16 protein-coding genes are annotated in these 12,941 nt (G+C 48.0%); 5 read left to right on the forward strand and 11 right to left on the reverse strand.

Features of this window, described 5'->3' with window-relative positions; genetic code table 11:
- The first annotated feature begins 87 nt into the window (after positions 1-87).
- The 4 genes from SIC45_RS15195 to SIC45_RS15210 all read left to right on the forward strand — a co-directional run bounded on the left by SIC45_RS15195 (position 88) and on the right by SIC45_RS15210 (position 3,094).
- Positions 88-1,137: an NAD(P)/FAD-dependent oxidoreductase gene (locus tag SIC45_RS15195; RefSeq protein WP_298786718.1), complete on the forward strand. Its 1,050-nt coding sequence runs from the start codon at positions 88-90 to the stop codon at positions 1,135-1,137.
- A 64-nt stretch (positions 1,138-1,201) separates the two neighbouring features.
- Entirely contained in the window at positions 1,202-1,708 is a 507-nt protein-coding gene (locus SIC45_RS15200; RefSeq protein ID WP_319632812.1) for a GNAT family N-acetyltransferase, read from the forward strand.
- 99 nt (positions 1,709-1,807) lie between these two features.
- Positions 1,808-2,122, forward strand: a complete 315-nt coding sequence (locus tag SIC45_RS15205; RefSeq protein WP_319632813.1) for a DUF3817 domain-containing protein — start codon at positions 1,808-1,810, stop codon at positions 2,120-2,122.
- Positions 2,123-2,266: 144 nt separating this feature from the next.
- Positions 2,267-3,094 carry a DUF368 domain-containing protein gene (locus SIC45_RS15210; RefSeq protein ID WP_319632814.1) on the forward strand — a complete coding sequence of 276 codons (828 nt, stop codon included), beginning with the start codon at positions 2,267-2,269 and terminating at the stop codon, positions 3,092-3,094.
- Positions 3,095-3,153: 59 nt separating this feature from the next.
- Here the strand turns inward: SIC45_RS15210 and SIC45_RS15215 are convergent, their stop codons facing one another.
- The 9 genes from SIC45_RS15215 to SIC45_RS15255 form a co-directional block, all read right to left on the reverse strand.
- The gene (locus SIC45_RS15215; RefSeq protein WP_298786726.1) at positions 3,154-3,531 is read right to left on the reverse strand and encodes a DUF423 domain-containing protein; all 378 of its coding nucleotides are present in this window, start codon (positions 3,529-3,531) and stop codon (positions 3,154-3,156) included.
- A 19-nt stretch (positions 3,532-3,550) separates the two neighbouring features.
- A complete protein-coding gene (locus SIC45_RS15220) occupies positions 3,551-3,841 on the reverse strand; it encodes a DUF5327 family protein (protein ID WP_298786728.1) in 291 nt (96 codons plus the stop codon).
- Positions 3,842-4,021: 180 nt separating this feature from the next.
- The gene (locus SIC45_RS15225) at positions 4,022-5,491 is read right to left on the reverse strand and encodes a nicotinate phosphoribosyltransferase (RefSeq protein ID WP_319632815.1); all 1,470 of its coding nucleotides are present in this window, start codon (positions 5,489-5,491) and stop codon (positions 4,022-4,024) included.
- A gap of 178 nt (positions 5,492-5,669) precedes the next feature.
- A complete protein-coding gene (locus SIC45_RS15230; RefSeq protein ID WP_298786731.1) occupies positions 5,670-5,855 on the reverse strand; it encodes a hypothetical protein in 186 nt (61 codons plus the stop codon).
- Between the two features lie 117 nt (positions 5,856-5,972).
- The gene (locus tag SIC45_RS15235; RefSeq protein ID WP_022792987.1) at positions 5,973-6,230 is read right to left on the reverse strand and encodes a MerR family transcriptional regulator; all 258 of its coding nucleotides are present in this window, start codon (positions 6,228-6,230) and stop codon (positions 5,973-5,975) included.
- Between the two features lie 44 nt (positions 6,231-6,274).
- Entirely contained in the window at positions 6,275-6,982 is a 708-nt protein-coding gene (locus SIC45_RS15240) for an exonuclease domain-containing protein (RefSeq protein WP_091615278.1), read from the reverse strand.
- Complete coding sequence (locus tag SIC45_RS15245; RefSeq protein ID WP_319632816.1) at positions 6,983-7,996, reverse strand: DUF294 nucleotidyltransferase-like domain-containing protein; 1,014 nt, start codon at positions 7,994-7,996, stop codon at positions 6,983-6,985. It abuts the gene before it with no gap.
- Positions 7,997-7,999: 3 nt separating this feature from the next.
- Positions 8,000-9,280 carry an ammonium transporter gene (locus SIC45_RS15250; protein WP_319632817.1) on the reverse strand — a complete coding sequence of 427 codons (1,281 nt, stop codon included), beginning with the start codon at positions 9,278-9,280 and terminating at the stop codon, positions 8,000-8,002.
- A 335-nt stretch (positions 9,281-9,615) separates the two neighbouring features.
- Positions 9,616-10,665 carry an AbrB family transcriptional regulator gene (locus SIC45_RS15255; protein WP_319632818.1) on the reverse strand — a complete coding sequence of 350 codons (1,050 nt, stop codon included), beginning with the start codon at positions 10,663-10,665 and terminating at the stop codon, positions 9,616-9,618.
- A 179-nt stretch (positions 10,666-10,844) separates the two neighbouring features.
- Here SIC45_RS15255 and SIC45_RS15260 point away from each other — a divergent pair, with 179 nt between their 5' ends.
- Positions 10,845-11,333 (forward strand): glutathione peroxidase, encoded by a 489-nt coding sequence (locus SIC45_RS15260; protein ID WP_319632819.1) that lies wholly within the window; start codon positions 10,845-10,847, stop codon positions 11,331-11,333.
- A gap of 57 nt (positions 11,334-11,390) precedes the next feature.
- Here the strand turns inward: SIC45_RS15260 and SIC45_RS15265 are convergent, their stop codons facing one another.
- Complete coding sequence (locus SIC45_RS15265) at positions 11,391-12,233, reverse strand: aldo/keto reductase (protein WP_298786744.1); 843 nt, start codon at positions 12,231-12,233, stop codon at positions 11,391-11,393.
- Positions 12,230-12,919, reverse strand: coding sequence for a uracil-DNA glycosylase (locus SIC45_RS15270; RefSeq protein ID WP_319632820.1), 690 nt, complete (start codon positions 12,917-12,919; stop codon positions 12,230-12,232). Before SIC45_RS15270 ends, SIC45_RS15265 begins: the two co-directional genes overlap by 4 nt.
- Between the last annotated feature and the right edge of the window lie 22 nt (positions 12,920-12,941).

Raw genomic sequence — 12,941 nt, forward strand, 5'->3', positions numbered from 1 at the left:
AAGCTATTTACCATCTTCCTTTTACTTTTGTACAAAAAGAGCGTACAATGTAATTGATAACGATTATCACTAAAGGAGCTGGACACCTTGTCTGACTTTCACATACATGATGTTACTATTATCGGCGGCGGCCCTGCTGGTTTATATACTGCTTTTTACTGCGGGATGCGGGCGCTCGACACCCATATCATCGAAGCGCAGCCAGACCTGGGCGGAAAAATTCACGCCTACCCTGAAAAAATTGTCTGGGATGTTGGCGGCCTGCCTCCTTCCTCCGGAAAACAGCTGATGGATCAGCTGGTGGCACAGGCAGAAACGTTCCACCCGGCAATTACTACAAACGAAAAAATTATTCACGTGGAAAAGGATGAGGCCGGACTTTTCCGTCTTGAGGCAGAAACAGGCGGCATCTATTATTCCCGTACGGTTATTGTTGCTGTAGGCCACGGCATTCTTCATGCCCAAAAGCTCGACATCGAAGGCGCAGAAAAATTTGAGCTTTCGAATCTGCATTATACCGTTCAGCAGCTTGAGCGATTCCGTGACCAGAAGGTCATGATTTCCGGAGGCGGCAACTCTGCCGTCGATTGGGCTAACGCTCTCTGCCCGATCGCAAGCGAAGTCACAGTTGTGCACCGGCGCGATGAGTTCGGCGGTCATGAACGGCACGTTCAGGAAATGAAAGACTCCGATGTAAATGTACAGACGCCTTTTGCTCTTTCGGGTCTTCACAGCAACGACGAAGGCACAGCTATCGAAAGGGTGCTCTGCACAAATCTTGAGACCAACGAAAGCATGGAAAAAGAAGTGGATGCTGTCATCGTGAACCACGGTTTCCAGATGGAGTTCGAGCTTCTTGAAAACCTGCAGCTGCAGACAGAAGAAAATAAAATCCTCGTAAACGAGCAGATGGGTACTAATATCGAAGGTTTATTTGCTGCTGGCGATATTACCAATCACCAGGGAAAGGTCCATCTGATTGCCGGTGCGTTTGTGGAGGGCGCTTCAGCTGCGAACAGCGTCAAGCAGTTTCTTGAGCCCGGGGCCGGTGCAAAAGCTATGGTATCCTCCCACAACGAGCGGTTCGCAGAAAAAAATCAGGAAATTCAAAAGAATCTTCTTTCCAAACAGCTGTAAAACAGCCGTTTGAATGCTTTAGGAAAACACTGACGGCCATCAATTAATCAAAGAGGTGAAAGCGTTGCGACTCCCCCGCTCTACAGAACGTCTTTCATTTCGTGCCATGCAGCATCAAGACCACCGGCTGCTGAAAAATATTTTCCAGAATAAAGACGTCATGCGCTATTATGCCGCGTTAAAATCCGAAAAAGAGATCGACGAATGGATCCATTGGAACAAAAGTCACTATCTATCATACGGAGTCGGAATGTGGATTGTGGAAGACCGGCAAACCCAGCGCTTTGTCGGCCAGTGCGGGCTGGTCCCCGAAAAAATAGAAGGCAGCGTTTCTATTGAACTTGGATACCTGTTCACGCCGGAGAACTGGGGGTACGGCTATGCGTCTGAATCCGCTGCTATGGTCCGGGATTTCGCGTTTTATTCGCTCGCTATCCCCACGCTTATATCAATTATCGATCCTGAAAATACCCCTTCTATCAAAGTAGCTGAGAATATCGGGATGACTTATCAGCGTCCTGTGAAACGATGGAGCCGCTCCTTCAGCTTGTATGCTGCGGCCCGCACCTGAGTCAACTGTCACAATTCGTCCATTGTACCGGGCCTTCCCCTATGCTATGTTAACGTTATATTCATATCGTGATTTTGACATTAGAAAGGAAGGCCGTGCATGAATTCTCTCCAATCGCTCAGATGGGCCGGTATCATTGAAGGAATCTCATTTCTGCTTTTGCTCTTTATCGCTATGCCTTTAAAATACGGGGCGGGTTTTGACATGGCTGTTACTGTCGTCGGCGCTGCCCACGGCGGGTTGTTCGTCCTGTATGTAGCTATTGCTTTGTTTGTATGGGTACAGAAACGCTGGCCGTTTCTGCGTATGCTTATTGCCGTTATTGTATCCGTCATTCCGTTTGGCCCGTTTGTGTTTGAACGCAGCCTGCGGCGTGAAGAAAATGAAAAGCTTGAGCCGGGCGCCGTTTTTTAAACCGAACCTTTCGTTCGGTTTTTTTCATGAGCAGCCTGCGGCTTATAGTAATTTCTTTCAAAACATGATATAAAGAATTGATGCTGTGAAAAATTTGCAGTTTTTACATAAACCAATTTTGATGAACGAGGAGTCCCGATGTACATGATTGAATGGAAAAATATTTTACGCGGCCTGGCCATGGGAGCAAGTGACGTTATCCCGGGCGTAAGCGGCGGCACTCTGGCGCTGATCCTTGGTATTTACTACCGTCTGTTGTCTGCCATCAGCCTGCTTTTTTCACGCCAGTGGAAGCAGCAGCTTGGCTTTTTGATCCCTCTCGGTATAGGGATGGGGACAGCTATCCTGTCACTTGCCCACCTGCTTGAATGGCTGCTTGCCGAACACCCGCAGCCAACGTTTTTCTTCTTTTTTGGATTAATTCTCGGTACGATTCCTTTTATTTTATACAAAGTGAATTACAAAACCAATTTTAAAAAGCATCATTACGTCATTTTGCTGATCGCAGCCGTCATTGTCCTGCTCTCAGGTCTTTTTCAGGGGGACGAGGAGGCAGCTGTAATTGCCACCGGCAGTGCAGGAAGCTTTGCCACCTTGTTTTTCTCAGGATGGCTTGCCAGCACAGCGATGATTCTTCCAGGCATCAGCGGTTCGTTTGTGCTCGTGATTATTGGCGTTTACCAGACCGTCATCAACGCTTTAACAGAATTTAACCTGCCCGTGCTTTTCACCTTCGGCGTTGGCGTGCTCGTAGGGATCGCCATTATGAGTAAGCTGCTGCGTTATCTGCTGCGTGCTCATACTGTCGGGACGTACGCAGTGATTACCGGCCTGCTCCTTGGGTCGCTTTACGTTATATTTCCCGGCTTGAATGACGGCGTGATTGCGTTTATCCTCAGCCTGGTGATGTTTGCCGCCGGCCTCGTTCTGGCCCTTTTCCTCGGCCGGATTGACCGTACAAGAGCAGTGTAATCCCAATAAATAAAACAGAAAGGCCGACCGCGATAAAAAACTCCCGCAGTCGGCCTTTTTTAGGCTTTCAGCACGTAAATAATTAAACAAATCCACCCGGCAATAAAGGCCACTCCACCTAAAGGAGTTACGGCTCCCAGCCAGGAAATGCCGGAGAGCGACAGCACATACAGGCTTCCGGAAAATAAAACAATTCCCGCAAACAAAAGCCATCCGGACCAGCCCAACAGCGCTGAGCCTCCGCCCGTGTAAGCCGCTACAGCGCCAATAGCGATCAGTCCCAGCGAATGATACATATGATACTGCGCTCCGGTGTTATACGTTTCAATCATCCGGTTCGACAGCCGGCTCTCCAGGCCGTGGGCTCCGAACGCCCCAATGCCTACTGCCAAAGCAGCATTTACTGCCCCTAACACAATGAGTACTTTCCACAGCATGCCTAAGTCTCCTTCTTAATTAAAAATCCAGTAAATTACCTTCCGTTGACGGAATTTCTTTTTCCTCTTCGGCTGTTTCCCGGCGTGCCACTGGTGCTGCAGACGCTTCCGGCGCTGGAGCTGCTGCTTTTGGTTCTGCAGCCGGGCGCTTCGTTTCACCGGCCTTTGAAGAAAGCAGAATATCGCAATAGTTTCGGAGCGTTCTTGCATGCTCCTGCAGCGCCCGTTCGTCTCCCTTTTCCCCCTGCTCCGCAAGCTGGAGCAGTTCTTCTTCCATTTTTTCAATTACGGTCTGAACAGATATCTGCATAAGCTCTGCCCTCCCTTTCTCTGCTTCAAAGCATTCAAACTTGGAATCCTGTCAAATTATATCATAGGTCCAGCCCGAAGCCCTATGTTTGTCCTTATTGTCACAAGACGTTCGCAACTTTCCCGTATGAAGCACAAAAAGCTGCCGGACCGAAAAAACCGGCACGGCAGGAGGCCTCCTTTATTGACTAAATTCGTTTTGGATTTCGTGCATCTTCTGCACTTTATTTTCCCAGCATTTCGGACTTAAATCGACCGGGTATTCTTCGGGGTTTAATGACCGTTTATATTCTTCCCATAAGAGCGGCAGATTCGATTGCATATAAGCCTGGATATCTTTCATGGTTGGCAGACTGTATACCAGTCTTCCGTCTTGGAAGATGGTTTCATGAAGATTCACCGCTTTAAAGTTCTGTACTTTTTTACTGATATACGTGTGAACGGGGTGGAACATGTGCAGCTCCTCCTGCTCGTTTGGCTCTTCATCGGAAAGCGTAATGTAATCCCCCTCCGAGCGTTTGTTTTCGGTATTTATTATCCGATAGACATTTTTTACACCCGGCGTAGTCATTTTCTCCAGGTTGCCCGATTTTTTTGCTCCAATTTTCATCGTGTCGCGCATGCTGCCATCATTGTTCTCAATCGCCACAAGCTTGTATACCGCTCCGAGAGCAGGCTGGTCATACCCGGTGATAAGCTTTGTGCCGATACCCCACGTATCAATTTCTGCTCCCTGGGATTTTAAATTGGTAATCGTATATTCATCCAGGTCCCCGGAGGCGATAATCTGGGTGTCGGTAAAGCCGGCCTCATCGAGCATTCTTCTTGCCTCCTTCGACAGGTAGGCCAGGTCCCCGCTATCAAGACGCACACCTTTAAAACGAATATTGTCACCCATCTCTTTTGCGACCTTGATAGCATTAGGTACTCCGGAGCGCAGAGTGTCATACGTGTCCACTAAAAACACACAATCCGTATGGTGCTCGGCATACATTTTAAAGGCTTCATATTCCGTTTCACATGCCTGTACCATGGAATGTGCATGTGTGCCCGCTGTAGGAAGCCCGAATACTTTTCCGGCCCTGACGTTGCTAGTTACTTCAAAACCGCCGACAAAGGCCGCTCTGCTTCCCCACAGCCCGGCGTCAAGCTCCTGGGCCCGGCGCAGTCCGAAATCCATCGCGCGCCCGTTGCCTCCCGTCACCTGCTTGATGCGGGCTGCTTTCGTAGCAATCAGTGTCTGGTAGTTCACCATGTTTAACAGCGCGGTTTCAATCAGCTGGGCTTCCCCGAGCGGGGCTTCCACTTTGATCATCGGCTCATTGCCGAAGACAAGCTCGCCTTCTTTCATCGCATAAACACTGCCGGTAAACCGGAGCTCCGCTAAGTAGGAAAGAAAATCTTCTCCGTAGCCTGCTTCTTCCCGCAGATAAGTAAGGTCCTCTTCCGTCATCCCGAAATTTTCCAAAAAATGTACAACCCGTTCCAGTCCGGCAAATACACCGAACCCATTGCCAAACGGGAGATCCCGAAAATACAGATCAAATACGGCCTTTCGGGTATGCATGCCGCTGCGCCAATACGTTTCCACCATATTCACCTGATACAGATCGGTGTGCAGCGATAAACTGTCATCTTCATAGCGTGTCATTCCAGTCCCCCCTTTTAGAATCCTATTGCTTGTACTTTCCTGATCCAATTCTACACTACTTGTATCTTTTCACTTCTTCTTTCCTTTGAAACTCATTTCCATTCCGGTTCTACCCCGGGTTACCTATATTTAAAAAAGAGCCCGCCCTAAAATCAGGTGCGGACTCTTATACGTGTGTTTACTTCTCTACAAGCTCATAGCCGTAGGCTTCGATCTTCGTGTAGTCTTCTTCGTCAACCACCCAGTACTGACCTTCATTATTGCGGACAATGACTTCCTTTTCCGATGCGTCTTCCCGGGCGTTCTCAAGCTCGTCGAATTTTTTCGCCGGTACTTGAATATCCTCTACGATGATAAATGACATGAATAAAACACCTCCGTTGTTTCGAAAGTGTTCCCGTTCACTTCTTTATTCAAACAGATATAAAGAATTTTTTTAAAAAGGGGACTTTTTTATTAATCCACATTCTGCAGTGATTTTTCAGCTTGAATTCTTATCCCGGACGGAGAGCACGGCTTTGATGCCGGCAATATTTAGCCCCTGATCGATAAGCTCTTTGATTTCCTGACACCGATCAATATCATTCATCGAAAACAGGCGCTGGTTCCCCTGATTCCGCTCTGGATTGATCAACCCCTGTTCTTCGTAGTAACGGATTTGGCGAGCTGACAATGATGTGATTTCTTGTACCACGCTAATGGGAAAACAAGCAGCGTTACGAGGAATATTACCCTTCACCGCACCCTCCTCCTTTATAAATTTTTTCAGCCTGCCGCAGGGGGCTACCTCCGGCGGTGGCTGAGATGTGCATACACGTCCTGAAGCGTTTCATAGCCAAGCTCCTGGACCGTCTGGATGGAGCGTGTCCAGAGCTCGGCAGCCATAATGGCATCGCCAAGGGCATTGTGCCTGCCTTTTATCGGAATGTCATAATAGTTGCAGCAGTCATCGAGCGAACGAAATTCAAAGTCCGGCGCAGCGATACTGAACACAAACGAAGTATCCAGCAGGCGATGCTGAAGGTTTGTACCCATCGTCCGATACGTATACTTCTGCAGAAACTTTCGTTCATGGGAGGCGTGATGGGCTACGAGTATGTCTGCCTGAGCAAACTGATAGAACTGCTCGAGGGCTTCGCTGATCGACTGACCGTCTGCTTCCAGTTCTTCGGCAGTTAAGCCGGTAACTTCGCTTACCTCCGGAGACACCGCCTCCGGTTCATGTACAAGCGTATAAAAGGCATCGTCGCGGACCAGCCGGTTGTGTTTAATTTTAATAGCCCCCATCGACAATATCTTATCTCCGGCATCCGCGTTAAAGCCCGAGGTTTCCAGATCAAGGACGGTGACGTTCAGCGAAGACAGCGATTTCTGCAGAGGCTGTTCTGCTTTTACGTCTTTTTGAAGCTGACGCATAAAAGACTGATGCTGCGGATTCGTGGAGTCCAGGCCGCCAAATCGACTCGAAATACTGCGCATCCATTGGAACATTTAAAAATCACCCGACTCCATGATTTTTTTTGTATGCTGAAACAGGTGCTTTCCTTCTTTTAATGCAGACTTCAGCTCGGACTTCTGGGTTTTCGAGAGCTCCTGCACCGGCACGTAATGAACGTCCTCATAGACGTTTTGTTTCCTGGAGAATGAAGCCCGCAGCTCCAGCAAATTTTTAAAATGCACATCCTTGCCCTTCACATAGGAATGCTTTTCCGATACCTGCCGGATACGTTCGATTGTAGAAGAAGCATGAATGCCTTCATAAATGGCGAGCAGGCGCAGGGCATGAACGTATGGGAAAAACCCGACATCTTTAATGTGCATCGAGCCTGCGTACTGCCCTTTTTCTTCCGGGAGAAGCTGCCCGAAAGCGTTGAGCCCTTTGTGCAGATAGGCGGTGTTTTCCGATAACCGTTTTAGCACCTCTCTCCGGCCGGCCTGTTCAAAGACATGCTGCTTTACGTCCTCAAGAAGTTCATCTTCTCCCACAAGCGTCCTGGCATCGATAAAGGTGAGCAGATGGCGGAAAGGACCCCATTCATCGGCTTCAATCCAGCCGTCCACCTGCTTTTTCCACCCTTCCACCCCGTGGCACCAGCGTTTATGGGAAGCCATAACCAGCCCTTCACAGCGCGGGTACCCAACGATCGCCATTCCTTCACGTATTTCCGCTCCCAGACCGAGAAAATAATCCTGAAGTTCGTCATCTGTTCCTTCAAAAACAATACCGTGATCCTGATCACTGAATTTTGCCTGTTCCTGTCTTCCCGCACTTCCCATAAGAAAAAAAGCAAAGTGAGCAGGAAGTTCTCCCCGCTCACTCTGATGATGATGAACAGCAAGAGTAACCGTTTCTGAAATCCACGTATCGTGGGCTTCATTAAGCTTTACTGGCTCTCCCGCCAAGTCGTCCATCTTCTCTTCTTTGTCTTTTTTTATTTCTTCATAGCTCTTAAAGGAAGGTTCTGCTGAAAATCCCTGTGTTTGTGAGAATGAAGAATTTGACATATTTTATGCTCCTGTTCTTTCCGAAGAATTGTCTGTAGTAGGCTGCACGTTTTCCGGATAACCGTATGCACCGTGCTCACTCATATCAAGACCCATAATTTCTTCTTCCTCCGATACGCGCAGTCCGCCGATAATCGATTTCGTAATTAAGAGCAGAATGTACGAAGCAATAAATGCAAACAGCCCGCACGCTACGACACTGATAATTTGTACACCAAGCTGAGTTAACCCGCCGCCGTAAAACAACCCGGCACGGCCGCCGTTCATTTCAGCAAGCTGTGGTGTGGCAAAGAAGCCGGTGGAAATCGTACCCCAGGCGCCGGCCATACCATGCACTGAAAGGGCAAAAATCGGATCGTCGATGTTGCGCTTTTCAAAGAAACGAACGCTGAAGAAGCAGAGCATACCGCCAATTGCGCCGATAACCACGGAAGCCCATGGAGCCACAAATGCGCAGGAGGCCGTAATTGCTACAAGACCTGCAAGTGCTCCGTTAAGCATGCTTGGTACGTCTGCTTTTCCAAGCACCGCCCAGGCAATCAGAAGTGCTGCAAAAGCACCCGCTGCAGCGGCAAGCTGCGTATTCATAGAAACGTAGCCAAAGAATCCGTCTGCTACTCCAAATGTACTGGCTCCGTTAAAGCCGAACCAGCCGACCCACAGCAGTAGTACACCTAAAGCAGTGAAGACCTGGTTGTGGCCTGGAAGATTGTTAACTGAACCATCTTTATTGTATTTCCCAATACGCGGCTTAAGTAAAATCGTTGCCGCAAGAGCGCCCATTGCACCAGTAAGGTGGACTACTGTGGAACCGGCAAAGTCCTGTTTGCCAAGGCCGGAAATCCAGCCGCCGCCCCAGATCCAGTGTGCAACTACCGGATATACAATGGCAGAGAATAATATAGCGAATACTACGTAAGCAGCAAGCTTTGCACGTTCAGCGAACCCGCCAAAAGCAATCGTAAGGGCAATCGCCGCAAATGCCAGCTGGAAGATAAAGTCAACGGCAGGAGTTAAACCGTCTGCAGTGCTTGCATCCCCATAAAAGAAGTTCGACAGTCCAATAATGCCTCCGACATCGTTACCGTAGATAAAACCGTACCCGACAGCCCAGAAGACAAGCGAGGAAATTCCCAGTGTAAAGATTGTTTTTCCTGCAATGTGACCCGCGTTTTTCATCCGGGTCGAACCTGCTTCCAATAGAATAAATCCACCCTGCATAAGAATAACTAAAATAAATCCAATCATAACCCAAAGGTTATCAAGCAATACTATCGGATCCACATTTTTTCCCCCTCTGTTATTATCGTGCAAGATTCATGTGAACTTAGTTAACATCTTGCGTTAAATAGTATTTTACCGTTTAAATTTTCAGAATCTAGTATTATGTAAGATAATCTAACACAAAAATATCACCTTTATTGTTCAAAAATTCGAAAAACCAGTGATATATAAGGAGTTCAAAAGTTTTATTTTTTTACGAAATATTTTTGCTTTCATGATTTTTGAAAGCGTTATCGTAAAATAACAGCCTTTTTTGTGCCAGTACCTTTTCCCAAAAAATAATAAAGACGATAAAATTAATTATCGTCCCAGCTGTTTATTTCTATTCGATTATGCTATACAGACTGTTTTTGAATCAGCTTCTGAAGCAGGCGTACAAAAAACGGCAGGCAGATAAATAAAACGAGCACTCTTATAATATGAAGACTCGACACAAGCGTCGGTTCAAGATTTAAAGCAATCGCTGTACTGCTCATCTCTGCAGCCCCTGCCGGAACTGTGCTGAGCAGACTCGTTACGTACGGCAGTCCGGTCGCCGCATGAAACAGCAGTGCAAGCAGAAGGCTGAAAATAAAGTAAAACCCAAGAAGCACCGCGCTCGGCCGCCCAATCTCTTTTAGTTTGTAAAAGGTCGGACGGTCAAAACGAATACCGACCATCGCTCCGAGCAGGGCCTGACCGCTCCCGCCGATAACAGATGGCAGCCCATTGTCTGTTGTCACCACCCAGTGCCCCACTATAAATCCAATAATTAACCCATAAAACAGTGTTCCCGCCGGCACTTTATACAAATAATAAAGCAGGACTGTCACCGCGACGCAGATGCCAAACACTCCCATTACCACTGGGGAAACCTCGGCCACCGACGGTCCGGCACTGCCCATCGAACCGATGTCGGCTGGTGTCGTAAGACCAATAAAAATTGGTATTGTTAATACAAACAGCGTTATTCGCGTAGTGTGAAACGCAGCAACCATCCGGTTATCCGCTCCGTAATCGCTGCTTAGGCCGATCACCTCCGAAGCCCCGCCCGGCACACAGCAAAAGTAAGCCGTCAGCGGATCCAGGTCTGTCCAGCGGTTCATCAGCCAGCCGAGACCAACCCCGAGCGCCATCGTTAAGCTGAGCGTAAGGATCAGCGGAAAAATATACTGTCCCAGAAGAGCAAAGATGCCGGGCTCCATCATGAAACCTATGTTGCAGCCAATGAGGGCGAGAACGGTGCGGAACGGCCAGCCATCAAACACAAGCCGTTTGTAAGACATGCCGCAGGCTATACCTGTCACGAGCCCGCCAAGCAGCCATCCTGCCGGCAGCTGTAAGTAGGAAAACAAGCCGCCTGTTAATACAGCAGCTGCCAATAAGAGAAGTTTTGTCCGCTTCATCCTGATGCCTTCTTTCCTCATTCATCCATATCGGTTAACATTATAGCATCCTGATGAAATTGAAAAACCTTCCTGCTATTTCCTGCATTAATTGCATTTTATTCACAGCATAGGTGTTTAAGCAGAAATGACGAAGGTTATACAAAAGGTATCATTTGCTAAAAGGAGGAAACAAATATATGACTGCCGGCATTTACAATATCGACGCCGTCCAGGCCGATGGCACAGAAAAAACGCTGAACGAGTACAAGGGAGAGGTGCTGCTGATTGTCAACACTGCTTCCGAATGCGGATTCACACCGCAGTACGAAGAATTGGAGGAGCTGTATCAACGATACAAAAACCGTGGTTTTCAGGTGCTCGGCTTTCCTTCGAACGACTTTGGCGGCCAGGAGCCGGACACAATTCAAAATATTACAGAATTCTGCGAAACCAATTACGGGGTCAGCTTTGATATTTTTGATAAGGTCCATGCTAAAGGAAACGAAAAACACCCGCTGTTTGACTGGCTCCTGAAGCAGACCAGCCCGGACCGTGAGATCGAATGGAATTTTGAAAAGTTCCTTGTTTCCCGCCGCGGCGAAGTTCTCGGCAGCTTCAAAAGCAGCACAAAGCCAACCGATCCGCAAATAACGGCCATGATTGAAACAGGCCTTCAGCAATCTTAAGAACGGAGAACATAAAAAAGCAGCCGGCATAGCGAATATGCCGGCTGCTTTACTTCGTTATTTTGTCGTTGATGCGTAATCGAACTCATCCGGGTGCAGACCGTAACGGGCATTTTCATTCATGCCGTTGATCGTATCCATATCCTTCGTATCGAGTTCAAAATCGAATACTTCTGCATTGGACCGGATCCGTTCGGCTGTAACAGATTTAGGAATAGATACAACCTTATTTTGAAGCGCCCACCGCACTAGAACCTGTGCCGGTGTCTTGCCGTGCTTATCAGCAATTTCCTTCACCGCATCATGGTCAAGAAGGTCCCCTTTGCCAAGCGGTCTCCAGCCTTCAAGCTGAATATCATGGCTTTGGCAGTATTCCAGCAGCGCTTTTTGGAAAAGGCGCGGGTGAAACTCCACCTGGTTCAACATCGGTGTAATTTCTGCCGTTTTCAGCAGTTCTTCAAGATGCTGGTCGGTAAAGTTACTGACTCCTATCGCACGCACTTTGCCGTCTTTATAAAGCTTTTCGAGTGCCCCCCATGTTTCCTTGAACTTTCCAGGAACCGGCCAATGGATCAAATAAAGGTCCACTACATCGACGCCGAGTTTTTTACGGGAGCGCTCAAAGGCTTCCAGCGCTTCGTCAAAGCCATGTTCGTTATTCCAGAGCTTTGTGGTAATAAATAATTCATCACGCGGCACTCCGCTTTCCTGAATCGCTTCTCCGACGCTTTCTTCGTTGTCATAAAAAGAAGCGGTGTCAATCGAGCGATAGCCTGCCTCCAGGGCGGTTAAAACAGCATTTTTTACTTCATCGCCTTTTTCCGCCTGATAGACGCCAAGGCCCAGCCACGGCATTTTTACTCCGTTTGCTAACGTTGTTACAGATGTTTGAATACTCATGTACGATCTTCCTCCTCTGTTGGAATACACCAGTCAATTTCCGGACGGTCCGCTTCTTTTAAAAACTGATTTGCTTTTGAAAACGGTCGGCTTCCGAAGAAGCCTTTATTGGCCGAAAACGGACTTGGGTGTGGTGATTTAATGACTAAATGGTGTTCATTTGTAATAAGCTCTTCTTTAGCCTGAGCATGGCGTCCCCACAAAATAAAGACAACAGGATACTCTTTTTCATTTGTCTGCCGGATTACTTCATTTGTGAAGGTTTCCCACCCTTTCCCTTTGTGCGAATTTGCTTCCCCTTTTCGCACCGTAAGTACTGTATTCAGCAGAAGCACTCCCTGCTTTGCCCAGGAAACGAGAGAGCCGTGACCCGGTTTTTCACAGCCCAGATCTTCTTCCAGCTCTGCATGAATGTTTTTCAGCGATGGCGGGATGGAAACATCCGGGTTTACTGAAAAGCTTAGCCCGTGGGCCTGCTTTGGGCCATGGTAGGGATCCTGACCGAGAATAACCACCTTTGTATTCTCATAGCCTGTATAATGCAGCGCGTTAAAAATGTCATGCATGTCAGGATACACGGTTTTCTCCTGGTATTCCTTTTTTAAAAACTCCCGCAGCTCCTGATAATACTCTTTATCGAATTCCTTTTCGAGTACAGGAGCCCAGTCATTCTGCAGAATTTCCATAGCCGCGTCGACTCCTTCGCCT

It is taken from the genome of Marinococcus sp. PL1-022 (genome assembly GCF_033845285.1).
In the GTDB taxonomy this organism is placed as follows: domain Bacteria; phylum Bacillota; class Bacilli; order Bacillales; family Marinococcaceae; genus Marinococcus.